20 protein-coding genes and 1 other RNA gene are annotated in these 20,630 nt (G+C 74.3%); 7 read left to right on the forward strand and 14 right to left on the reverse strand.

What is annotated here, in order from left to right; genetic code table 11:
* Window positions 1–9 precede the first annotated feature (9 nt).
* Window positions 10–1,725 carry an NAD+ synthase gene (locus AC4H2G_RS07115; RefSeq protein ID WP_494365069.1) on the forward strand — a complete coding sequence of 572 codons (1,716 nt, stop codon included), beginning with the start codon at window positions 10–12 and terminating at the stop codon, window positions 1,723–1,725.
* 55 nt (window positions 1,726–1,780) lie between these two features.
* Window positions 1,781–2,629 carry a 3-methyl-2-oxobutanoate hydroxymethyltransferase gene (panB, locus tag AC4H2G_RS07120; RefSeq protein WP_494365070.1) on the forward strand — a complete coding sequence of 283 codons (849 nt, stop codon included), beginning with the start codon at window positions 1,781–1,783 and terminating at the stop codon, window positions 2,627–2,629.
* A 52-nt stretch (window positions 2,630–2,681) separates the two neighbouring features.
* Here panB and AC4H2G_RS07125 read toward each other — a convergent pair whose 3' ends face one another.
* Window positions 2,682–3,599, reverse strand: a complete 918-nt coding sequence (locus AC4H2G_RS07125) for an N-acetylmuramoyl-L-alanine amidase (protein WP_494365071.1) — start codon at window positions 3,597–3,599, stop codon at window positions 2,682–2,684.
* Window positions 3,596–3,817 carry an SPOR domain-containing protein gene (locus AC4H2G_RS07130; protein WP_494365072.1) on the reverse strand — a complete coding sequence of 74 codons (222 nt, stop codon included), beginning with the start codon at window positions 3,815–3,817 and terminating at the stop codon, window positions 3,596–3,598. The genes AC4H2G_RS07125 and AC4H2G_RS07130 overlap by 4 nt, the downstream gene beginning before the upstream one ends.
* A gap of 63 nt (window positions 3,818–3,880) precedes the next feature.
* Between AC4H2G_RS07130 and map the strand changes: the two genes are divergently transcribed.
* Together map and ppgK are read left to right on the forward strand one after the other, a co-directional pair.
* Window positions 3,881–4,795, forward strand: coding sequence for a type I methionyl aminopeptidase (gene map / locus AC4H2G_RS07135; protein WP_494365073.1), 915 nt, complete (start codon window positions 3,881–3,883; stop codon window positions 4,793–4,795).
* A complete protein-coding gene (gene ppgK, locus AC4H2G_RS07140; RefSeq protein WP_494365074.1) occupies window positions 4,792–5,595 on the forward strand; it encodes a polyphosphate--glucose phosphotransferase in 804 nt (267 codons plus the stop codon). The genes map and ppgK overlap by 4 nt, the downstream gene beginning before the upstream one ends.
* Window positions 5,596–5,604: 9 nt before the next feature.
* Here the strand turns inward: ppgK and AC4H2G_RS07145 are convergent, their stop codons facing one another.
* The 4 genes from AC4H2G_RS07145 to AC4H2G_RS07160 all read right to left on the reverse strand — a co-directional run bounded on the left by AC4H2G_RS07145 (window position 5,605) and on the right by AC4H2G_RS07160 (window position 10,728).
* Window positions 5,605–5,970 (reverse strand): STAS domain-containing protein, encoded by a 366-nt coding sequence (locus tag AC4H2G_RS07145; protein ID WP_494365075.1) that lies wholly within the window; start codon window positions 5,968–5,970, stop codon window positions 5,605–5,607.
* 309 nt (window positions 5,971–6,279) lie between these two features.
* Window positions 6,280–8,889, reverse strand: a complete 2,610-nt coding sequence (locus AC4H2G_RS07150; RefSeq protein WP_494365370.1) for a phosphoenolpyruvate carboxylase — start codon at window positions 8,887–8,889, stop codon at window positions 6,280–6,282.
* Window positions 8,890–9,076: 187 nt separating this feature from the next.
* Entirely contained in the window at window positions 9,077–9,898 is an 822-nt protein-coding gene (locus AC4H2G_RS07155) for a hydroxymethylpyrimidine/phosphomethylpyrimidine kinase (protein WP_494365076.1), read from the reverse strand.
* 206 nt (window positions 9,899–10,104) lie between these two features.
* On the reverse strand, window positions 10,105–10,728 hold the full coding sequence (locus AC4H2G_RS07160) for a TetR/AcrR family transcriptional regulator (RefSeq protein WP_494365077.1): 624 nt from the start codon (window positions 10,726–10,728) through the stop codon (window positions 10,105–10,107).
* A gap of 65 nt (window positions 10,729–10,793) precedes the next feature.
* Here AC4H2G_RS07160 and AC4H2G_RS07165 point away from each other — a divergent pair, with 65 nt between their 5' ends.
* Window positions 10,794–11,201 carry a RidA family protein gene (locus tag AC4H2G_RS07165; RefSeq protein ID WP_494365078.1) on the forward strand — a complete coding sequence of 136 codons (408 nt, stop codon included), beginning with the start codon at window positions 10,794–10,796 and terminating at the stop codon, window positions 11,199–11,201.
* 249 nt (window positions 11,202–11,450) lie between these two features.
* Here the strand turns inward: AC4H2G_RS07165 and rnpB are convergent.
* Window positions 11,451–11,868: RNase P RNA component class A (rnpB, locus tag AC4H2G_RS07170), an RNA gene on the reverse strand.
* 96 nt (window positions 11,869–11,964) lie between these two features.
* Window positions 11,965–12,348: a tautomerase family protein gene (locus tag AC4H2G_RS07175; RefSeq protein ID WP_494365079.1), complete on the reverse strand. Its 384-nt coding sequence runs from the start codon at window positions 12,346–12,348 to the stop codon at window positions 11,965–11,967.
* Between the two features lie 101 nt (window positions 12,349–12,449).
* Between AC4H2G_RS07175 and AC4H2G_RS07180 the strand changes: the two genes are divergently transcribed.
* Window positions 12,450–13,247: a YaaA family protein gene (locus AC4H2G_RS07180; protein WP_494365080.1), complete on the forward strand. Its 798-nt coding sequence runs from the start codon at window positions 12,450–12,452 to the stop codon at window positions 13,245–13,247.
* Between the two features lies 1 nt (window position 13,248).
* Here the strand turns inward: AC4H2G_RS07180 and AC4H2G_RS07185 are convergent, their stop codons facing one another.
* From AC4H2G_RS07185 to AC4H2G_RS07205, 5 genes are all read right to left on the reverse strand, one after another.
* Window positions 13,249–14,547 carry a bifunctional RNase H/acid phosphatase gene (locus AC4H2G_RS07185; protein WP_494365081.1) on the reverse strand — a complete coding sequence of 433 codons (1,299 nt, stop codon included), beginning with the start codon at window positions 14,545–14,547 and terminating at the stop codon, window positions 13,249–13,251.
* Complete coding sequence (locus AC4H2G_RS07190) at window positions 14,544–15,287, reverse strand: zinc ribbon domain-containing protein (RefSeq protein WP_494365082.1); 744 nt, start codon at window positions 15,285–15,287, stop codon at window positions 14,544–14,546. Before AC4H2G_RS07190 ends, AC4H2G_RS07185 begins: the two co-directional genes overlap by 4 nt.
* 120 nt (window positions 15,288–15,407) lie before the next feature.
* On the reverse strand, window positions 15,408–16,376 hold the full coding sequence (locus AC4H2G_RS07195; RefSeq protein WP_494365083.1) for a Nif3-like dinuclear metal center hexameric protein: 969 nt from the start codon (window positions 16,374–16,376) through the stop codon (window positions 15,408–15,410).
* Between the two features lie 71 nt (window positions 16,377–16,447).
* Window positions 16,448–18,220: a bifunctional 3'-5' exonuclease/DNA polymerase gene (locus AC4H2G_RS07200; protein ID WP_494365084.1), complete on the reverse strand. Its 1,773-nt coding sequence runs from the start codon at window positions 18,218–18,220 to the stop codon at window positions 16,448–16,450.
* A 55-nt stretch (window positions 18,221–18,275) separates the two neighbouring features.
* Entirely contained in the window at window positions 18,276–18,674 is a 399-nt protein-coding gene (locus AC4H2G_RS07205; protein ID WP_494365085.1) for a DUF5655 domain-containing protein, read from the reverse strand.
* A gap of 48 nt (window positions 18,675–18,722) precedes the next feature.
* Here AC4H2G_RS07205 and AC4H2G_RS07210 point away from each other — a divergent pair, with 48 nt between their 5' ends.
* Window positions 18,723–19,631: a serine hydrolase domain-containing protein gene (locus tag AC4H2G_RS07210; protein WP_494365086.1), complete on the forward strand. Its 909-nt coding sequence runs from the start codon at window positions 18,723–18,725 to the stop codon at window positions 19,629–19,631.
* Here AC4H2G_RS07210 and AC4H2G_RS07215 read toward each other — a convergent pair.
* Entirely contained in the window at window positions 19,628–20,605 is a 978-nt protein-coding gene (locus AC4H2G_RS07215; RefSeq protein WP_494365087.1) for a helix-turn-helix transcriptional regulator, read from the reverse strand. The genes AC4H2G_RS07210 and AC4H2G_RS07215 overlap by 4 nt on opposite strands.
* Window positions 20,606–20,630: the final 25 nt, after the last annotated feature.

Genomic DNA, 20,630 nt, shown 5'->3' on the forward strand with positions numbered 1-20,630 from the left:
GCTGGCCGCATGGCTGATCTGCGCGTCGCGCTGGCACAGGTCGACACGTGCGTGGGGGACCTCGACGGCAACGCCGCCCTGGTCCTCGAGCGCACCCGCGAGGCCGCGGCCGCCGGCGCCGCCCTCGTCGCGTTCCCCGAGATGACCCTCACCGGCTACCCGATCGAGGACCTCGCGCTGCGCGCGTCGTTCCGCCGCGCGGCCTGGGAGGCCGCCGCGGACATCGCGGCCCGGCTCGCGGCCGAGGGCCTCGGCGACGTCACCGTGGTGCTCGGCACCGTCGGGACGGCCGGCGACCCGCGCGGTGCCGGCGCCGCCGAGCGCGAGGCGTCCGGCTCCCCCGCCGACCTGCCGACGAACCGCGCCGTCGTGCTGCGCGACGGCGTCGTCCAGGCCGCCTACGACAAGCACCACCTGCCGAACTACGGCGTGTTCGACGAGTTCCGCATCTTCGCGCCGGGCACCACGACGACGGTCGTCGAGGTCGAGGGGCGCCGCGTCGGCATCGCGATCTGCGAGGACATCTGGCAGGACGGCGGCCCGGTCGCCGAGATGGCGGCGCTCGACAGCGCTGAGACTGCCGGGAATGGCCTCGACCTCCTGCTCGTGCTCAACGGCTCCCCGTTCGAGGAGGGCAAGGGCCACGTGCGCACCGACCTCGCCGCGCGCCGTGCGCGCGAGGTGACCGCACCGGTCGCGTACGTCAACCTCGTCGGCGGCCAGGACGACCTCGTGTTCGACGGCGGCTCGTTCGTCACGGACGCAGGCGGCGCCGTCGTGGCGCGCTCGCCGCAGTTCGTCGAGGACCTGCTCGTGTGGGACCTGCCGGACGACGGCAGCGCCCCGCGCGGCCCGAGCGTCCCCGAGCTGCACCCCGACGAGGAGGTGTACCGGGCCTGCGTCACGGGCCTCGCGGGGTACGTGCGCAAGAACGGCTTCCGGTCCGTGGTCCTCGGCGTCTCCGGCGGCATCGACTCGGCGCTCACCGCGACGATCGCGGCCGACGCGATCGGCGGGGCGAACGTCGTCGGGGTGTCCCTGCCCTCGCAGTACTCGTCGGAGCACAGCAAGGACGACGCCGCCGACCTCGCCAAGCGGCTGGGCGCGGACTACCGCGTCCAGCCCATCGCGCCCATGGTCGAGGCCTTCCAGGGCGAGCTCGAGCTCGAGGGCGTCGCCGAGGAGAACCTCCAGGCGCGCGTGCGCGGCGTCGTCCTCATGGCGATCTCGAACCGCGAGGGTCACCTCGTCATCGCGCCGGGCAACAAGTCCGAGCTCGCCACGGGCTACGCGACGATCTACGACGCGGGCAGCATCGGCGGGTTCGCGCCCCTCAAGGACGTCGACAAGTCCCGGGTGTGGCAGCTCGCGCGCTGGCGCAACAACCACGCCCTGGACCGCGGCGAGATCCCGCCGATCCCCGAGTCGTCGATCACCAAGCCGCCGTCGGCCGAGCTGCGCCCCGGCCAGACCGACCAGGACTCCCTGCCCCCGTACGACCTGCTCGACGAGGTGCTCGACGCGTACATCGAGCACGCCGAGGGTCGCGCCGAGCTGCTCGCGCGCGGGTTCGACCCGGAGGTCGTCGACAAGGTCGTCACGCTCGTCGACCGCGCCGAGTGGAAGCGCCGCCAGTACCCGCCCGGCCCCAAGGTGACGGCCCTCGCGTTCGGGCGCGACCGCCGTCTGCCCATCACCAACCGTTGGCGCGAGCCGCTCGACTGACGCCCGCGGCACCCCGCGCGCCGTCCGCCCGAACCCGTACCCAGGAAGGTCGTCCATGTCCGCTCACACCGCCCCCGAGCCCGCCGCGACCGGCGGCACGGGACCGCGCCGCGTCCGCGTGCACCACCTCGCCGAGGCGAAGGCCCGCGGGGAGAAGATCACGATGCTCACCGCGTACGACGCCGTGACCGCGCGGATCTTCGACGACGCGGGGATCGACGTGCTGCTCGTCGGCGACTCGATCGGCAACACGATGCACGGCCACGCGACGACCCTGCCCGTCACCGTCGACGACCTCGTTCCCCCTGCGCGAGCCGTCGCACGCGCCGCGCGCCGTGCGTTCACCGTCGTGGACCTGCCGTTCGGGTCGTACGAGGCGGGACCGGAGCAGGCGCTCGCGACGGGCGTGCGCTTCTTCAAGGAGGCGGGCGTGAGCGCGGTCAAGCTCGAGGGCGGGCGCCGCATCGCGGCCCAGATCCGCGGGCTCACGGACGCGGGGATGCCCGTCGTGGGCCACCTCGGCTACACGCCGCAGTCGGAGAACCTGCTCGGCGGGCCGCGCGTGCAGGGCCGCGGGGACGACGCCGCCGAGCGGCTCAGCGAGGACGCCCTCGCCGTGGCCGAGGCCGGCGCGGTGGCCGTCGTGCTCGAGATGGTGCCGGTCGAGGTCGCCGAGCGCATCACCGAGATCCTGCGCATCCCGACGATCGGCATCGGTGCGGGGTCGGCGTGCGACGGCCAGGTCCTCGTGTGGACGGACATGGCCGGCATGACCGACTGGTCGCCGCGGTTCGCCAAGCGCTACGCGGAGATCGGCGCGGCGCTCGGCCAGGCCGCCGCCGACTACGCCGCCGACGTGCGCGGCGGGACGTTCCCCGACGACGCCCACAGCTTCGCCCGCTGACGCACGCCCGCCCTGAGGGCGGACGGCCGACCGTCGCGAGCCGGGAGAGCCCCTACCCGTCGTCGGCCGAGCGGTCCGCCGCCCAGGCCTCGAGGCCCTCGGCGAGCGCGTCGGCGTAGCGTTGGCGGCCTTCCTCGGACTCCATGACCGCGGCGTCCTCGGGGTTGCGCATCTCGCCGAGCTCGAGCATGACCGCGGGGCGCTCGGCGTGGTTGAGGGTCGCGAGGTCGTCGCGGCGCTGGATCGGGCCGTCGTCGCCGGCGACCGACGACGACGGCGCGAACCCGCCCGCCCCGAGCGCCGCCACCAGCTCGTGCGCGAGCGCGACGCTCGGTCCGCCCTGCGCGTCGTGCACCGGCGGGTCCGACACGATCGCGAAGAACCCGTGCGCGCTGCGGTCCTCCGTGCCGTTGGCGTGGATCGAGACGAGGACGTCCGCGTCGTTCTCCTGCGGGGAGCGCCCGCGGACGTCGACGCACGGACCCACGCCCGCGTCGTCGGACCGGGTGAGCACCACGACCGCGCCGAGCTCGGTGAGCCGCGCCGCGAGGCGTCCGCTCACGTCCCACGTGAACGCGTGCTCGGGGTAGCCCGCGTCGGTCGACGCACCGACGGTGTTGCAGGCCTTGCTGCCACCGCGTCCGTCGTCGACGGGCGCGTTGACCGTCAGCGGGTGCGCGCCGTTCGCGCCGTTGTGCCCGGGATCGACGACGACGGTCAGCCCCGCGAGCGGGGGCGGCGGCCCGGTCTCGGTGACCGTCGGGTCCGGGGAGGCGGTCGTCGCCTCCGGGCTCGGGGACGAGGCGACGGCGTCGCCCGACGGCGCGACCGTCGTCGGGCCTCCCCCGGACCCGGCCCGCACCTGCAGCGCGAGGAGGAGCGTCAGCGCGCCGACGGCGAGCCCCGCGAGGAGGATCCCCAGGCGTCCGGACCAGACACGTCCGGGACCGGGCGCCGGGGCGTGGCTCACTCGCCGTGCTCGCGGCGGTCTTCCTCGTCCCAGGCCTCCGAGCGCTGCCGCGCCGTATCGAGCGCCTTCTGCGCCGCCTCGCGCGTCGGGTACGGGCCCATCCGGTGCGACCACGAGCTGCCGCGGCCCCGGTGGACCTCGCCGGTGCTCGTGTCGTAGTAGTACTCGTCCTCGGCCGTGGGGGTCTCGCCGTCGTCGGCGACAGGTTCGGTGCTCATCCTCCGATCCTCCCCCAGGTCCGGGGCGCGGCGCACCCTCCCGTGCCTTCGTAGACTGCGCTCATGCCCTCGACCACACCCACGTCCGGCACGGGTACCGCGCCCGCGGTGCCGGCGCCAGCACGGCGGGGACCGCTCGTGCCCGGGACCGTCGGACCGCGACGCTCCGTCCCTGCGTCGATCGGGCGGCCCGAGTACGTCGGCCGCCCCGCTCCGCAGCCCTTCACCGGGAGCGAGGTCAACGACCCGGAGACGATCGAGCGCATCCGGGTCGCGTCGCGCGTCGCGGCGCAGGCGCTCGCCGAGGTCGGGCGCCACGTCGTGCCCGGTGTCACGACGGACGAGCTCGACCGCGTGGGGCACGAGTTCCTCCTCGACCACGGCGCCTACCCGTCGACGCTCGGCTACCGCGGCTTCCCGAAGTCGCTGTGCACGTCGGTCAACGAGGTCGTGTGCCACGGCATCCCGGACTCGACCGAGCTCGTGGACGGCGATATCGTCAACGTCGACGTCACGGCGTTCCTGGGTGGTGTGCACGGCGACACGAACGCGACCTTCGCGGTCGGGACGCTCGACGAGGAGACCGAGCTGCTCGTCGAGCGCACCCGCGAGGCGCTCGCGCGAGGCATCAAGGTCGTCGCACCGGGCCGCGAGGTCAACGTGGTCGGCCGCGTCATCGAGCGGTACGCGGCCCGGTTCGGGTACGGGGTCGTGCGCGAGTACACGGGCCACGGCGTCGGACGCGCGTTCCACTCGGGTCTCGTGATCCCTCATTACGACGCCGCTCCCCTGCACGCCACGGTGATCGAGCCCGGGATGGTGTTCACGATCGAGCCGATGCTCACGCTCGGGACGTCCGAGTGGCGGATGTGGGAGGACGGGTGGACGGTAGTCACCGCAGACACCTCGCGCACGGCTCAGTTCGAGCACACGCTGCTGGTGACCGACGACGGAGCGGAGATCCTCACACTCCCATGAACGCGCACAAGACCTCCCACACCTCCGGTCCGACCGGGCTCGCCTTCGGCATCGACGTCGGCGGCAGCGGCATCAAGGGCGCACCCGTCGACCTCGCCACGGGCGAGTTCGCCCAGGATCGTCACCGCATCCCGACGCCGCAGCCCTCCACGCCGCAGGCGGTCGCCGTGGTCATCGCCCGGCTCGTCGACGAGTACGACCTCCCGGCCGACGTCCCGATCGGCGTGGCGTTCCCCGCGCCGCTGCAGCACGGCGTCGTCCGGTCCATCGCCAACCTCGACGCGTCCTGGACGGGCGTGGACCTGCCCGCACTCCTGCACCGCGAGACGGGGCGCCACGTGGTCGCCGTCAACGACGCCGACGCCGCCGGGATCGGCGAGGTGCGCTACGGCGCGGCGCGCGACGCCGACGGCGTGGTGCTCGTCGCCACGCTGGGCACCGGGATCGGCAGCGCGATCGTCGTCGAAGGTCACCTCCTGCCGAACACCGAGCTGGGCCACCTCGAGATCGACGGGCACGACGCCGAGACCAGGGCGTCGGACGCGGCCCGCGACCGCGAGGACCTGAGCTGGGAGCAGTGGGCCGAGCGGCTCCAGCGCTACTTCGGCGTGGTCGAGGACCTGTTCTCACCCGACCTCATCGTCGTGGGCGGCGGCGTGAGCAAGAAGCACGAGCACTTCCTGCCGCACCTGCACCTGCGCGCCCCCATCGTCCCGGCCCGGCTGCGCAACGCCGCCGGGATCGTGGGTGCCGCGTCGCTCGCTGCGGAGGACGCGCGTCGTACCGCAGAAGCCGTCTGAGGCCCGGCCTCAGGCCGTCGAGACCTCGTGCCGCTCGGTGCCGAAGATCTCGATGACGCCGAGCATCTCGAGGACGTCGGTCACGACGCTGGGTGGGTTCCGCAGGGTCACCGAGAGCCCTTCCTCGGACCCGATCGTGTAGAACTGCACGAGGAACGCGATCCCGGTCGAGTCCATGAACGTGACCCTGGACGTGTCGATGACCACCGGGACGTCCCGCTCGAGCGCGTTCGCGAGCGCGGCGCTCGCCTCGCTGCGCAGCGCGACGTCGATCTCCCCCCACATGGCGACCACGCTGGATCCGGGCTCCTCGAACAGGCGGATCCCGCCCGTCTCGACCGCCGCGTCCTTGGTCTCTGCCTGCTGCACCGTCATCGCCCCGCCTTCCCTGCTGCCTGCCCCGCCCGCCCCGACGGGTCGGCGCCACCTGCTTGACGCCACCGACCGTCCGCCCCGCTCGGCACGTCGTCGGGCCGGGGCGGGGAGTGCGGTCGATCGTGGCCAGGGTAGCCCAAAAATGCCACCGAATGGGAGCCCTCTGGCAAGAACTTTACCTGGAGGCCCGAAAAGGCCACCCTCAGGCCCGGTAGTTGAGGATTCATTCAACAGTTGGACGGGTGTCCAGACGACGACGGCCGCCCCCGGGGCTCAGCCCCGGGGACGGCCGGTCGATCAGCGGTCCGGTCAGCCCGTGTTCTGCAGGCCGGCGGCCACGCCGTTGACGGTGAGGAGCAGGAGGTGCTGCAGCTCGTCCTTCGTCGCACCCTCGGCGCCCGCCCGCAGGCCCCGCAGGGCGCGCACCTGCAGCAGCGACAGCGCGTCGACGTACGGGCTGCGGAGCTGGACCGCACGCCCGAGGACGCGACGTCCCGAGAGCGGCCACGCGTTGCCCGTCACCGCGAGGACGCGCTCGCGCGTCAGCCGGAGCTCGTCGAGCACGGCCCCCGCGAGGTCGTCGCGGTCCCCCAGCGCGAGATAGCGTTCCGCGATGCGCGCGTCGGTCTTCGCGAGCGACATCTCGACGTTGTCGAGGAGCGTCGCGAATAGGGGCCACTCGCGGTGCGCCTCGCGGAGCTGGTCGAGGTCCCCGAACTCGGCGAGCGCCGTGCCGAGGCCGTACCAGCCCGCGAGGTTGATGCGCGCCTGGGACCACGAGAACACCCACGGGATGGCCCGCAGGTCGTCGAGCGACGAGACCGACAGCCCGCGCCGCGCCGGCCGGGAGCCGATCGGCAGCAGGCCGACCTCTTCGAGCGGGGTGACCTGCGCGAACCACTGCGGGAAGCCGTCCGCGCGCACGAGCTCGTGGAAGCGGCGGCGCGACGACGCGTCGAGAGCCGCGGCCAGCTCCTGGTAGCGCTCGGTCGCCTCGGCGTTGCGCTGCTCGGTCGACGGCGCGGACGCGAGCAGGGTCGCGGCCGCGACCTGCTCGATGTGGCGCGACGCGATCGTCGGGTCGCCGTACCGGGCGAGGATGACCTCGCCCTGCTCGGTGAGCTTGAACCGGCCGTCCACGGAGCCCGGCGGCTGGGCGAGCACCGCGCGGTTCGCCGGACCGCCGCCGCGGCCGAGCGCGCCGCCGCGGCCGTGGAAGAGGGTCAGCGTGATGTCGTGACGCTCGGCCCACAGCGCGATGCGGCGCTGCGCGTCGTGGAGCGCGAGGGTCGCCGAGACGGGCCCGACGTCCTTGGAGGAGTCCGAGTAGCCGAGCATGACCTCGACGCGGCGGCCGTTCTCGGCGAGGCGCTTCTGCACCTGCGGAAGCGTCAGCATCGACTCGAGGATCTCGACGCTGGCCTGCAGGTCCGCGAAGGTCTCGAACAGCGGGATCGCGTCCACGACCGGCTTCTCGTCCGCCCCGGCGAACGCGTGCTCCGCGAGCTCGTACACCGCCGCGAGGTGCTCGGGCGCCTGCGTGAACGACACGATGTAGCGCCGCGCGGCGCGCACGCCGTAGCGCTGCTGGACCGAGCCGAGCGCGCGGAACGTGTCGAGGACCTCGCGCGTGCGGTCGGAAAGGTCGCCGTGCACGCCCTTCTCCGCGATCTCCGCGAGCGCCGCGGCGTGCACCTGCGAGTGCTGGCGCACCTCGAGCTCGGCGAGGTGGAACCCGAAGGTCTCGACCTGCCAGACGAGCTGCTGCAGGTCCCCGTACGCGGCTCGGGGCGCTCCCGCGGCGACGAGCGACTCCTGCACGACGCGCAGGTCGGACTCGAGCTGCTCGGGATCCGCGTAGGCGAGGTCGGCGTTGCGGGCCCGCGTCGCGGCGACCCGCTCCGCGACGACGAGGAGCACCGCGCGGTGCGGCTCGCGCGGGGACGCCGCGGCGGCGGCCGCCGTGACGGCCTCCGAGAGCTGGCGCTGGCGCTGCCACAGCGCGCGCAGCCCGTCCGACGGCGGCGTGCCGACCTCGTCGAGCGTCAGCTTGCGGCCGACGCGGCGCGTCTGCTCCTCGAGCGCGACGAGCGCGTGCTCGGAGGCGATCGCTGCGGCCTGCCGCGTGACCTCGGCCGTGACGTTCGGGTTGCCGTCGCGGTCCCCGCCGATCCACGTGCCGAGGCTCACGAAGGGACGCACGAGCGGCTCCTCGCGGCCCGCCTCGTCGCCGAGCAGCCAGTCGTCGAGGCGGCGGTAGACCGTCGGGAACGTGTCGAACATCGTCGCGTCGAACACGCCGAGCGCCGTCTTCACCTCGTCGAGGACCGACGGCTTGCGCTCGCGGATCGGCGCGGTGCGCCACATGGTGTCGATCTCGGCCAGCAGGCGACGCTCGTTCTCCGCGAGCGACGTCCCGCCGAGGGGCTGGGCGTCGCGCTCGTCGAGCAGGTCCGCGATGCGGCGCACCGCCCCCGAGACGGCCCGGCGGCGGGCCTCCGTGGGGTGCGCCGTGAGGACGGGACGGAACTCGAGGCGGCGCAGCCTGCGCAGCGCCTCCTCCCGGCCCACCTCGGCGACGAGCTGCTCGAACGCCTCGGGCAGCGAGTCGTCGTGCGTGACCGCGCGCGTCGCGAACTCGGCCTCGCGCTCGCGCAGGACGCGCACGCGGTGGTACTCCTCGGCAAGGTTCGCGAGGTGGAAGTAGCACGTGAAGGCGCGCGCGACCTGCTCTGCGCGCTCGATCGTCAGGCCCTCGACGAGCGCCTCGGCCTCGCCGAGCACCGCGCCCGTCGTGTCGTCGTAGGCCGCGATGGCGAGCTCGCGCAGGCGCTCGACGTCGTCGAGCAGGCCCTGCCCGCCCGTCTCGCGCAGCACGGTGCCGAGAAGCCCGCCGAGGAGGCGGACGTCGTCGCGCAGCGGGGCAGGGACGTCGTGGCGCGCGAGGCCGCGGTCCTTCTCGTCCGCGGCCCCGGGGACGGCGGTGCCGAGCCGGGCGGGGTCGCCGCTGCCGGGGGTCAGTTCCGGTGGGGAGAGGTCGTTCACGGGGACGAGGGTATTCCTTGACCGAGGCCCGACGTGCACGCGTCCGGTGGGTGATCCCCGATCAGGGGCGGTATGCGCCCTGCCAGACGGTGTCGAACGGCGTCGCCGCCGGGACGCGCGCCGCGATGCCCTGGGTGACGACCTCCTTCGCGACCTCGACGGCGGACCGGACGTCGGAGCCCTTCGCGAGCTCGGCCGTGATCGCCGCGGCGAACGTGCAGCCGGCACCCGAGACGCGCTCCTCGCCGACCTTGGGCCGTGTGAGCACGACCACGCCGTCGCCGTCCACGAGGACGTCCACGGCGTCCGGGCCGGGCAGCTCCACGCCGCCCTTCGCGACGACGACGTCCGGGCCGAGGTCGCGGATGCGCCGCGCGGCCTCGACGAGCTCGTCCACGGTCTCGATCGACTCGACGCCCGCGAGCGTGCGCGTCTCGAACAGGTTGGGGGTCACGACCGTCGCGAGCGGCAGCACCTGCTCGCGCAGCGCCGTGTCCGTGTCGAGCGCGGCGCCCGGCTCCTGGCCCTTGCAGATGAGCACCGGGTCGAGCACGACGTGCTCCCACGACCGCGAGCGCAGCGACGCGGCGACGACGTCGATCGTCGCGGGCGTGCCCAGCATGCCGATCTTCACGACCGACGGCGCGTGCGTCGCCACGGCGGCCTCGAACTGGTCGGCGATCACCTGCGCGTCCACCGGGACGAAGCGGTGGCCCCAGTCGTTCTTCGGGTCGAACGACACGATGCACGTGAGCGTCCCGACGCCGTACGCGCCGAGCTGCTGGAACGTCTTGAGGTCGGCCTGGATGCCGGCCCCGCCCGTCGCCTCGGAGCCGGCGATCACGTAGGCGATGGGCGGCTGCTGCTGCGGCTGCTCGGTCATGGGGGCTCCTCGGGCGTCGTGCGGCACGGGCGGTCGGGTCGCTCCGCGCCGTCGTGCGAGGGCGCGGAGGTGCGGAGGTGCGGACGAGCCGGTCTGCACACCGGGCTCTGGCGCACGGATACCGAGCCGATCGCGGCACTCATGGTACGCGTCGGGAGCGTGGGGATCCCGCGCTCCGAACCGTTGGAGGGCTCGCGGAGGCGTCGTCACCCGGCGGCGAGCCCGCGCGTCCATCCTTCGTGCGCCGAGCGCAGGGCCCGGTCGGCATCGTCGCCGGCGGCACGGTAGAGGCGCGCCAGGGCCGAGGTCACGACCGGCTCGACACGCTCGAACGGCAGCACGCCGGTCGTGAGGAGCATGCACGCACCGTGTCCCAGCATCCAGAGCTCCTCTGCGAGCTCGAGGGGGTCGACGTCCGCGTCGAACCGCCCACCGGCAGTGGCGCGCCGCACGGTGTCGACCAGGTGCTCGAGGGTCGCGTCCGCCGCCCGTGCGTCGGGCAGCGGCAGCGCCCCGTCGAACATCAGGGCGTACAGCTCGGGGCTCTGTCGTGCGGCCGCCGCGTACGCACCGCCTGCGGCAGCCACGTCGCTCACGGGGTCGTCGGTCGCCGGGAGCTTCTCCAGGCGCGCCGCGAGCCGGCTGAAGCCCTCCTGGCGGACGGCGCCGAGCAGGCCGGGCATCCCGTCGAAATGGGTGTACACAGCCATGGTGGACAACCCGGTGCCGGCGACGACTCCGCGCAGGCTGACGGCCTCACGGCGAGCGAGCATGGCGGCGGCGCGCTCGACGAGCAGGGTACGGACCTCGGGACGACCTGGGCGAACCACTTGCACATTCTATAGCGCTGCTATGGAATGTAGGTGCCAAGGACCGCGTCGTCGAGGAGACCGTCATGACCGTTCAGCTGATCAACCCGCCCGGACTGCCGCAGCCGGACGTCTACGCCCAGGTCTCGATCGCCCACGGGTCGCGGCTCGTGTTCGTCTCCGGGCAGGTGGCGCGCGACGCCGACGGCAACGCCGTGGGGGCGGGCGACCTCGCGGCGCAGGCAGAGCAGGCGTACGCCAACGTGCACACGGCGGTCGCCGCGGCCGGCGGGACGTTCGCCGACATCGCCAAGCTGACCGTGTACGTCGTCGACTGGGAGCCGGCCAAAATGGCGCAGCTGGGTGAGGGAGCCGTGCGGGCGGCAGAGCGCCTGGGATTCGACCTCGTCCGCCCCATCACCCTGCTCGGCGTCGCAGCCCTGGGCGAGCCCGACCTGTTGGTCGAGGTCGAGGCCGTCGCCGTCCTCCCCTGACACCGGAGAGCCGGTACGACCCTGCCCCTGAGGTGTGCGGCAGCTGCTCGGAGGCTTCGATGACGGGGCCGAGGCGCTCCACGCGGTCGCACATCGTGCACGGCGTGTCCGGGAGCTCGATACCCCGATCCGGCGTTCGTCCGGGACGGCGAGCAATCCTGGCGAGCACCGCGTCGTCGCTCGCCACGTCGTCGCGGCCGTCCGGAGCATCGCTCGCCCCATAAAACTGCAGTTCAGGCTGTTTTGAAGCGGACGAGTCGGTCTGTACGCCGGGTTCTGTTCCCGCGCGCGGTTGCCCCCGCGCGGGCGACGGTCATCCATCTACGACGCACGTTGCCGTACGCCTCCAGCGGTCTACCCGACTGTGCTTCTCAACAGAGAATCGGGCGGGCCGCCCTCAAACACAGTCTGTCTGACCTTGCTCCAGGTGGGGTTTACCGAGCCGGACCGGTCACCCGGCCCGCTGGTGGTCTCTTACACCACCGTTTCACCCTTACCGCGCGTGCCGAGGCCGGAGCCTCGACCAGCACGGCGGTCTGTTCTCTGTGGCACTGTCCCGCGGGTCACCCCGGGTGGGCGTTACCCACCACCTTGCCCTTCGGAGCCCGGACGTTCCTCGGCGGGGAGGCCTTGCGACCTGCCCCGACGCGACCGTCCGACCGACTCGTCCGCACCGGCAAGGATACCGCCCGCACGTCGGCGGCCGAACCCGGGACCGGAAGTCACAAGACCGCCTCCGTGACACGTGAACCCGGGTTCGGCGTCAGACGTCCACGCGGTACGTCAGCGCGAGCTCGTCGCCGCTCACACCCCGGATCCCCCAGCTCTCGCGAGGGGCCTCGAGGATCACGAGCTCGACGTCGTCCGCGCCGATCCCGAGGGCGGGCGCGACGTCGTCGTACAGTGCCGTGACCAGGGCGCGCTTCGCCTCGCGCGTGCGCCCCGTGAAGCACACGAGCTCGACGACGAGGTAGGCGTCGGAGCGAGGGGCGACGAGGTCGTCGTCGTCCAGGAGCAGGAAGCGGTGGAACCGCTTGTCCTCGGGAAGCTGCCACGCGCGCACGAGCGCGCCGTGCAGCGCGTCGGACACCTCCGTCCGCCGCTCGCCCCACACGCTGCGCCGTCCGTAGATCTTCACCTGGGCCACCGCGGCAGCGTAGCGCCCGGGCCCGACGGCGTGACGCACCCCACGCGGGCGGCATTCCCACCAGCCGGGGCGGGGCGCGGACGCGACCGTAGAGTGACCGTGTGCTCGTGCTCCTGCCTCCGTCCGAGGGCAAGACCCCCGCGCCCGACGGCGCCCCTCCGGTCGACCTCGCGACGCTCACCTCGCCAATCCTCACCGCCCGGCGCGAGCGTGTCCTCGACGCGCTCGTCGCCGCGAGCGCCCGCGACGACGCAGTCGAGCTGCTCGGCGTGAGCCTTGGCCTGGCAGACGAGGTGCGCCGCAACACCGGGCTGCGCACGGCGCCGGCGGGACCTGCCGCGCACGTCTACACGGGCGTCCTGTACGGCGCGGCCGACCTCGGCGGGGCGCTGGCCGACGGCGGCGAGATCGCCCGTCGGGCCGCCGACGATGTCCGCATCGTGTCCGGGCTGTGGGGCGCCCTGTCCCCCGCCGACCGCGTACCCGCGTACCGCCTCTCGATGGGCGTCGCGCTCCCGGGCCTCGGGCGGCTCGCGACGTTCTGGCGACCCGACCTCGGCGCGGCGCTCGACGACCGGGCGGCGGGTGACGTCGTCGTGGACTGCCGGTCCGCCACCTACGCCGCCGCGTGGCGGCCCCGCACGACCGGCTCGGACGCCGCGCAGTGGGTCGCCGTACGTGTGCTGCGCGAGGCGGACGGCCGGCGGACCGTCGTGTCGCACAACGCCAAGCACACGCGCGGCGTGCTCACGGCCCACCTCGTGCGCCGGGCCGGCGTCGTGTCGTCCGCGGACGACCTGGCGAAGGCCGCGGACGAGCTCGTCGGCACCGACCTGCTCGACGCGACCCTCCACGACGAGGGCCGCGGCCGGTTCACGCTCGAGCTCGTCGTGGCCTGAGTCAGAGGTCGCTCGGGACGCCCTGCGCGACGAGCTCGCTCGTCCCGTCGGCCCACAGCCGCAGGATGCTCACCGAGGCGGGCGGCACGCGGAACCGGGACCACTGGTCCGGAGGGGCCTGGACGGCGACGCCGATCGCGGCGCGCACCTGCACGGCGTGACCCACGACGACGACCGTGCGCCCCGTCGACGGCGCGTCCTCGAGCTGCGTGCCGACGAGCTCGCGGAGCCCTGCACGCACCCGGATCCCGACGTCGGCGACCGACTCGCCGCCGGGAGCCGCGACCGTGCCCGACGCGTACCAGTCGCGACGCAGGCCGGGCCAGCGGCCGTCGATCTCCTCGGCGGTGAGCCCCTCCCAGGCGCCGAAGTCGACCTCGGCGAAGCGCGCGTCGGTCGTCACGGGCAGTCCGAGGCGCCGGCCCACCGCGCGGGCCGTCTCCTGGGTGCGCACCATCGGGGACGCGACGAGCACGGAGGGCCGAGGCAGGTCGGTCCACGCCGATCTGCCGACGCGGAACACGAGGTCCGCGGCGTGCGCCGCCTGCGTGCGCCCGTGCGGCGTGAGCGACGAGCCGGGGACCGACGAGCCGCTGAACGCCCCCGCGACCGTGAACGGGGTCTGCCCGTGCCGGACGAGCACGACCGTCAGCGCCGGAGCGTCGTCGAAGCGGATCGTGGCCCCGGACGGCCGCGCGTGCGGACCGGTCGTCGCGCCGGCCTCCGTGCGCCCCTCCCCGGGAGCCTGCTCGAGCGGCGCGGTCTCGCGACCGTCCCCGGCGTCCGACCTGTTGTCGGCCGCTGTCGCGTCGCGCACGCCGTGGTCCCGGGCGATCGTGCCGCCGGTATCCATCGCCTCGTTCGCGAGCCGGTCCGCGTCCGCGTTCTGCGCGCGGGGGATCCACTCGTAGGTCACGTGGTCCGCCGGCAGGACGGTCGCGGCCTCCGCCGCCAGGCGGCGCATGTCGGCGTGCTTGATCTGCCACCGCCCGGACATCTGCTCGACGACGAGGCGCGAGTCCATCCGGACCGTCACCACCGCGTCCGGGTCGATCGCGGCTGCCGCCCGCAGCCCGGCGACGAGACCGGAGTACTCGGCGACGTTGTTCGTCGTCGTGCCGAGGAACGCGGCACGCTCCGCCAGGACGCGGCCGCTCGCGCCGTCGCGCACCAGGGCGCCGAAGCCCGCCGGCCCGGGGTTGCCGCGGGAGCCGCCGTCGGCCTCGACGACGAGATGACGTCGACCCGACGGGCCCTGCGGACCGTTCGGGGCGGCGACGGGGCGTGCGTCCGCGCTCACGCGCCCACGGCCTCCGGACGCACGACGATGTGGCCGTAGTCCTCGAGCCGGACGACCTGCTCCGGGGCCGCCGACGTCACGGCCTCGAGCTCGGCGGGGCTCAGGTCGACGTTGAGGCCCTCGAGCCGGCGCCCGCGCATCGCGACGACCCCGCGCCCGCCGTTCTGGTCGCGCACGCGCTCGTAGAGGGCGAGCAGCGCGGCGTCGATCCCGTCGGCCGCCGCGCGACGGCGCTCGGCGACCTGCGCTGCCTCGTCGTCCAGCTCGGCGAAGCGGGCGTCGCGGGCGGCGACGACCTCGGCGCGGGCGGCCTCGAGCTCGGCGTTCGCGGACTCCAGCCGGCCGAGCGCCTCCTCGTGCGCCTCGAGGCGCTCCATGACGTCGAGCTCGACCTCCTCGAGCACGCCCTGCCGGCGCGCGAGCGACTCGAGCTCGCCGACGAGAGCCTGCGCGTCCTTCGCCCCGACCTGCCCGGCGTCGAGGCGCGCCTGGTCGCGCGCGGCGCGCGTGCGCACCTGCTCGACGTCGGTCTCGGCCTTCTTCAGCTCGCGGCGCAGGTCGGACGCCGCCGTGCGGGACTCGACGAGCGACGTCGCGAGGTCCTGCACCTGCGCGTCGAGCTCGGCGATACGAGCCAGCTCGGGCAGGTTCTTGCGCTGGTGGGCGAGCTGCTGGAGGCGCGTGTCGAGCTCCTGGACGTCGAGGAGCCGGAGCTGGTCTGCGGGCGGGGCGGTGGCCACGTGGTGCTTCCTTTCGTGGGACCGGTCGGGTCGTGGGACGCGGTCGGGTCGGGCGGTCAAGTGCCGCGGTGCGCCGCGGTGGGTCTCGGGAGGTCGCGCGCGGGCGACGGCGTCACGGAGTCAGCCCGGCGCCGACGCCCCGGGCGCCGACGCGGACGGGAGTCGGGCCGTCCAGGGATCGGTGACGGTGGTGCTGATCCGTGTCTCGACCCGCTCGCCGCGCGCGGCGAGCGCCCGCGCGAGGTCCTCGGCAGCGTAGCGGAGCCACGGCCACTCGGACGCGAAGTGCGGGACGTCGACGAGGAACGGCGTCGCCGACGGCCCGCCCTCGAGCTGCGCCCGCTCGCGGAGCTCGGACACCGGGTGGTGGCGCAGGTCGGACGTGAGGTAGACGTCGGCACCGCTGGCGCGGACCGCGTCGAACAGCGAGTCGCCGGAGCCGCCGACGACCGCGACGGACTCGACCGTCGCGTCGAGGTCGCCCGCGACGCGCACCCCCTGCACCGTCGCGGGCAGCACCTCGGCGACACGCTCGGCGAACCCTCGCAGCGTCGTCGGAACGTTCAGCCGCCCGACCCTTCCCGTGCCGGTGGTGACCGTCCTGTGCCCGGGAGCGGCGGCGCCGTCGGGCACGGCACGACCCGTGGAGCCCTCGGATGCGTGCGGGACGAGGGGCACGCGGTGCAGCAGGCCGAGCGCGTCGGCGAGCGCGTCCGCGACGCCCCGCTCGGCGGCGTCCGCGTTCGTGTGCGCGACGTACAGTCCGCACCCGCCCCGGATGAGGCGGTGCACGAGCGAGCCCTTGAACGTCGTCGCGGCGACCGAGTGCACCGGGCGCAGGAACAGCGGGTGGTGCGTCACCAGAAGATCCGCACCCCAGGACAGCGCCTCGTCCGCGACCTCCTCGACCGGGTCGACGGCGAGGAGCACCTTGCGGACGGGCGCGGCCGGGTCGCCGGCGACGAGACCGACGGCGTCCCAGTCCTCCGCCGTGCCCGGCGGGTAGAGCTCGTCGAGCGTGCGCACGACCTGGCCGAGCGTCGGGGGTGCGAGCCCAGGATCAGGCCCCGCGGCGGCGTCGAACGTCATGGCGGCAGGCTATCCCGCCCCGCAGCACCGGACGCGGTCGTCACGTCGCCTGTGCGGTGGTGGCACGGCCGTCACTTCGCCGCCGCGTAGTGCTCGACGGCGGCGACCGACAGCGGGAAGTCGACCGGGAAGTCGCCGAACAGCAGCCGCCCCGCCTCGGCGGCGGCCTCCCGGACCTCGTGCTCCACCACCTCGACCAGCTCCGCGGGCGCGTGCACGACCACCTCGTCGTGCAGGAAGAACACGAGGTGCGCGCGACCCTGGAACGGCGCGCGGACGGCCCCCGGGGTCTCGCTCACCGGCAGGGCCCACAGCCGGCGCCGGATCGACGCGAGCCAGCACAGCGCCCACTCCGCGGCCGTGCCCTGGACGACGAAGTTCCGCGTGAAGCGGCCCCAGGCGCGCGTCTGCGACCGGGCTCGCGACTGGGCGACGGCACCGCCGCCCGCGCGTCCCCCCGCGCCGTCGGTCACGTCGTCGGCCGCGTACGCACCCGACTGCGCCTCCTGCCAGGCGGCGCCGGGCTCCGGGGAGCTGCGCCCGAGCCGCGTCGTGACGACCTCGCCCCGCTCCCCGGCGCGCGCCGCGCGCTCGACGAGGTCGATCGCGTCCGGGAACGCTGTCGCGAGCCGCGGCAGGACCAGGGCGCTGTCCCCCGTCGTCCCGCCGTACATCGCCCCGAGCATGCCGACCTTCGCGTGCTCGCGGCTCGCCACCGCACCGGACGCGACGATCCCCGCGTACAGGTCGACGCCACGGCCGGCGTCCGCCATGCGCTCGTCGTGCGCGAGGCCCGCGAGCACGCGCGGCTCGAGCTGGGCGGCGTCGGCGACGACGAGCCGCCAGCCCGGGTCCGCGACCACGGCCCGGCGCACCTGCCGCGGGAGCTGCAGGGCGCCCCCGCCGCTCGACGACCACCGCCCTGTCACGACGCCGCCGACCACGTACTCGGTGCGGAACCGGCCGTCGCGCACCCAGGTGTCGAGCCAGGCCCACCCGTTCGCCGTGAGCAGCCGCTGGAGCTTCTTGTACTCCAGCAGCGGCTCGATCACGGGATGCTCGATCTTCTCGAGCTCCCACTTGCGCAGCGAGCGGGCGCCGACGCCCGCGTACTGGAGCGCCTTGAGCAGGTCCGGGTGCGAGTCGGGGTTGAGCGTCGGCGGGGCGTCGAGCGCGGCCCGGATGCGTTCGACGAGCTGCTCCATGCGCGCCGGGCGATCGCCCGGCCGCGGGCGAGGCCCGAGCGCGTCCGCGAGGATCTCGTCGTGCACGTCCGAGCGCCACGGCAGCCCCGCGTGGTGCATCTCCGTCGCGACGAGCGCCCCGGCGGACTCGCCCGCGAGGAGCAGCCGCAGGCGGCCCGCGGCGTCCGTGCCCTGCGCCGCCGCGACCGTCGCGAGCTGGTCGGTCAGCTCGGGGAGCGGGTCCAGGCCCGACGGCGCCGCGAGCGCCCCGGGCGCGTCGGCACCGAGATCGAAGAGCGAGTCAGGACGGAGCGGGAGCGTCGGGTCGGGGCCCGCCGGCGCGGCGGTCAGGGCGTCCCACGGCCCCGGCTCCCGTGCGGCGAACGGGGTCCGGGTGGTCAGCGCGGACCGGCGCAGGATCGTGCGGGCGAGCCGCAGGTCGTGCGCACGCTCCACCCGGGCGCCCGCAGCGAGCAGCGCGGGGTACCAGCGGTTCGTGTCGTCCCACGTCCACCGGCCCGCAGGACCCGACCGCTCCACCTGCTCGACCTCGTCGGCGAGCTCCTCGCGCACGACGGCGCGCGTCGTCGGCTGGCCGCCGTCGGGCACGGAGGTGATCGCCACGCGGTCGGCCGGGGCGCGGGACAGGACGAGGTGCACGACGAGAGTCTGCCGGTCGCGACCCACACAGGGGCCGCGCTCCGTGCCGCGGGCCTCAGGAGCCCTTCAGGTGGGCCCCGCACCCGACGTCGTACGCCTCTCGCAGCCAGCCCACGAACTGCTCGTCCAGGTCGTCGGGTTCGCGCAGCACGAACTGGTGGACGAACAGGTTGCGCTGGTACGGGCTCACCGAGCGGATCCGCCGCTCGAGCGGCAGCTCGCGCAGGAGGTCGAGATAGCCCACGACCCCTGTCGTCGTGGGCCGGGCTCCGGCGAACCCTCGTCGGCTCCCCTTGAACGTGATGGACGACCGCGACACCGACAGCGTCACCGGACCGAGGCCGCGCACGGCGGTCTCGACGTCGCGGTAGAGCGCCGCCGTCGCGGGCGGTGCCGCGTGCACGTGCCGCTCGACCGTCCAGAGGGCGTCGTCTGCCTGGTCCTCGGGCTGCATGGTGGAAGCCTGCCAGTCGCCGCCCACACGTCGGCGATGATGGTCACCGTGACCGACGACGACCACCTCCTCGCCGACTACGCCCGCACCGACGCCGAGCGGGCCCTCGGCAGCTACGGCATCCACGTCGACCGGGAGGGGCACGCACCCGTCGAGCACCGGTTCCGCGCGGACGACCGCGTGAACGTCTACTCGTGCTCGAAGACGGTGACCGCGCTCGCCGTCGGGATCGCCCGTGCGGAAGGGCTGCTCGACCTGGACGACGTCGTCATCGACCACGTCCCCCACCACGGACGGCTCGGCGCGGGGGTCGAGAGCGTCACGATCCGCCACCTCCTGCACATGTCCTCCGGGAGCCCCGTGACATGGTTCGAGCTTCCCGCCGACGCACCGCGCGACATCGCGGCGGCGTTCCTGGGCACGGACCTCGTCGCGCCGCCCGGCGAGCGTTTCGAGTACTCCAACGGGTCGACGTACCTGCTCGGGCGCGCCGTCGCGGCGGCGAGCGGGCAGGACCTGCGCGACTACCTCGTGCCCCGCCTGTTCGACCCGCTTGGCGTGGTCAACCCGCAGTGGCTGCGCTGCCCGCTGGGGTACAGCGAGGCGGCCAAGGGCCTGCACCTCACGACGTCCGAGCTGGCCCGCGTCGGCCGGCTGCTGCTGCAGGACGGCGTCTGGGAGGGCTCCGAGCTGGTCCCCGCGGACTACGTCCGGGCCATGCACACGGACCTGGTGGACTCGTCGGCCTTCTCCACGGACCCCGAGTCGGCCGCCGGGTACGGCTATCAGGTGTGGCGCTGCACGCCCGACGGCGCGTGGCGCGCGGACGGCAGGTACGGCCAGTTCTCCGTGGTGCTGCCCGAGCAGCGCGCCGTCGTCACGGTGACGGCCCACAACGAGGCCGTCGCGAACGACATCCTGCGGGCGATCTGGGACGCGGTGCTGCCGCGGCTCTAGGTGTCTGCGGGCCCCTCGGCGTAGAGCGCCGCGATCTGCGCAGATGCCCTGCGCAGCTCAGCGCGAGCCTCCGGAGGCCGCACGACCTCGACGTCCGGTCCGAACTGGAGCAGGTGCCGGACGGCCTCCACCACCGGGTAGGCCACCATCACGTCGACCCACTCCGGCTCGCCCTCGGTGGGGGTGGGAGGCGCCACGAAGTACCCACCCGCGATCCGTGTCACCCGGTCGAGGCGCCCTCGGCGGACCCGCATGCCGACCACGAACCCGCCGTCGCGGTCCTCGACCGTGCGGCGCAGCTCGGCCCACACCTCGTCCAGCTCGACCCCTGGGCGCCGACGCACCTCGGCGGGGGCGAGCGAGACGGACGTCACGCGGTCGGCGCGGAAGAGCCGCGGCCGGCTCCGATGGTCGGCGACGAGGTACCAGGTGCCGGACTTGGCCACGAGCCCGTACGGGTCCACGGTGTAGGTGCGCTCGCGCGGGTCGTCGCCGTGCCGGTAGCGGATGCGCACGCGTCGATCGCGGACGACGGCGGCGTACAGGTCCTCCACGTCGGCGTCCGCGCTGGGAGCGGCGCGCCACCGCTCCGGGTCGACGAGGATCCGGCGGCTGGTCAGCTCGGCCGCGGGGCGATGGGAGGCCGGCAGGGCAGCCATGACCTTGCGGAGCGCGGCACGCCACGCGTCGTCGAGCCCGAGGGCGGAGTGAGCGCTCCTGGAGGCGAGCACGAACAGCGCGCGGGCCTCGTCGGCCGTCAGGCCGGTGACCTCGGTACGGAATCCCTCCACCAGGGCGATGCCACCGTGCTTTCCCCGCTCGGCGTACACCGGGACGCCCGCTGCCGACAGCGACTCCACGTCGCGGTAGATCGTGCGCTGCGACACCTCGAGGCGGTCGGAGAGCTCCTTCGCCGTGACCAGTCCGCGGTTCTGGAGCAGGAGCACGATCGAGAGCAGGCGGTCGAACTTCATCGTTCGACTCTAGGACGCAGATATG

It is taken from the genome of Cellulosimicrobium sp. BMG9.23, from assembly GCF_059159985.1.